This window comes from Succinivibrio faecicola (genome assembly GCF_019448115.1).
In the GTDB taxonomy this organism is placed as follows: Bacteria; Pseudomonadota; Gammaproteobacteria; order Enterobacterales; family Succinivibrionaceae; genus Succinivibrio; species Succinivibrio faecicola.
This window is the reverse complement of sequence record NZ_JAGFNY010000069.1, coordinates 1-2,106: the sequence shown is the minus strand read 5'-3', so window position 1 is coordinate 2,106 and position 2,106 is coordinate 1. Positions and strand designations below refer to the sequence as shown.

2 protein-coding genes are annotated in these 2,106 nt (G+C 33.2%); both read left to right on the top strand.

Going from position 1 to position 2,106, the window contains the following annotated elements:
- Nucleotides 1–208: 208 nt before the first annotated feature.
- Complete coding sequence (locus J5V48_RS09625; protein ID WP_219938409.1) at nucleotides 209–1,231, top strand: aldose epimerase family protein; 1,023 nt, start codon at nucleotides 209–211, stop codon at nucleotides 1,229–1,231.
- A gap of 132 nt (nucleotides 1,232–1,363) precedes the next feature.
- Nucleotides 1,364–1,834, top strand: a complete 471-nt coding sequence (locus J5V48_RS09615; protein ID WP_255557799.1) for a peroxiredoxin — start codon at nucleotides 1,364–1,366, stop codon at nucleotides 1,832–1,834.
- Nucleotides 1,835–2,106 lie beyond the last annotated feature (272 nt).

Here is a 2,106-nt window from a genome sequence, read left to right as displayed (position 1 = left end):
CAAAGGCAAACTAGAATTTAAACAAGCAGAGATGAAAGAAAAAAAGAAATGTATTAGATCAAACTATAATACAATCAAGATACTGTTATATTCGGAACCACTAAAAAAGTGGGGAATTTGATGCGTAACTGCTACTATTTTGTAAACGGTTACATACTTTTTAAAAAATTCATGTTATTATATAAATGCTTCACAAGAGGAGATAATTATGTCTGCTTTAAATTCGCTGAATCCAAAACTTGAAACACTATGCAACAAAAACGGAATGTGCGTTACTGTAATGGATATTGGCGCTACCATTGTTTCAATAAAGGTGCCAGTAGATGGTGAAGATAAACGTGAAGTTCTGCTAGGTCTTGAAGATCCATCTCAATGGCTTACACAACAATGTTTCTTTAATGCAACAATAGGTCGTTTTGCAAACAGAATTGCAAACTCAAAATTCACTATTGATGGTGTTGAATACAAATTGGATTCTGGTGCAAAGCACTGCCTGCACGGTGGTATTGAAGGATTTGACAAGAGACGCTTTACATTACTATCAAAAACTGACAACTCATTAACTTATGTTATCAGTTCTCCTGATATGGATATGGGTTTTCCTGGTAATTTCGAGCTGACTGTTGTTTTCTCACTAAATGACAGTAATGAACTTGATATGCATTACATAGGAAAAACCGATAAGAAGACTTATGCATGTATAACAAATCATGCATATTTCAATCTTAATGGAAAGAATTCATCTGTTCTGAATCATACATTGAAGATTGATTCAGATTCATTCTTACCTCTTGATGAAACATCAATACCAACTGGAGAGGTTAGAAAAGTAGAGAACACAGCTTTTGACTTCAGAAAGCCCAAAACAATTGGACAGGATTTTAGAAAGGATGATCAGATGGCAGCATGTCTTGGATATGACCATCCATTCTTAATTGATGGTGATTTAAATAAATCATTTATCAAACTAACATCAGAAGATGGCAAATTATCTCTGGAAGTTGCAACAGATTATCCTGCTTTCCAGCTTTATTCTGGAAACTATATAAACGAAGGTACAAACAGAATTATTGCAAGAGATGATGGTCAGGTGTACAAGAATCAGAGTGGTTTATGCATTGAGCCTGAATTCTATCCAGACTGTCCACATATGCCACAGTTTTCTCATTTAAATCCCATAATAACTCCTAACACTCCTTTAGATAGACATATAGTCTACAAGTTTAAATAGTAGAGCTTCAAATTAATCGTTCATATATCTTACCTGACACAGGTCTTCTGTGTCAGGATTTTTTTATTTAAAAAAAATAATTTTCTTAATATTTACTATACTTAATTTGAACTTATCAACAAAAGGATTTTTATGCTTGAAATAAATACAGAAGCTCCTGAATTTTCACTTAAGGATCAGAACGGAAAATTACACACTTTATCTGATTATTTAGGAAATAAAGTTCTACTCTACTTTTATTCGAAAGATAATACACCTGGATGAACTAAGCAGGCGTGCTCATATTCTCTGCTACATAAGGAATTTGAAAAATTCAACACCATAATAATCGGCATCAGCAAGGACAGTGTTAAATCACATAAAAATTTTGAGAGTAAACATGATCTTTCTATTACGCTTTTAAGTGACGAATCCACTCAGGTAATATCAGCTTATGATGCATGGAAAGAAAAGAAAAATTACGGAAAAACCTATATGGGAACGGTGCGTACAACCTATCTTATAGATGAAAAAGGAAAGATTATATTTGCAAGCGACAAGGTAAAAGCAGCTGAAGATGCTGCAAAGATGCTTTTGGAAGTTGAGAAGACTAAACAACCATAAATGATATGATTGGTGCCTGGGGTGGGATATAAATAAAATAAATAACCAATTGATTATACAAAATAAAGTGCTCATATTTTTGATAAAGTCACTCGAAGTCACTCGCAAACGTGTCGAATATGTACTCGATCGTGTCTCTACAGAAAATAAAAAAAATCACCCCTCTGTAAGCAATTTTAACAGAGAGGTGAACTTCCCAAACTTTGCAAATCTAGATAGACGATCAAAGTAAGATATATACAAAAAGTTAAAAAAAACGCATAAGAATGCAT

Coding starts and splice junctions, on each gene's coding strand:
- J5V48_RS09625 (WP_219938409.1), top strand. CDS start 209: ATGTCTGCTTTAAATTCGCTGAATCCAAAACTTGAAACACTATGCAAC.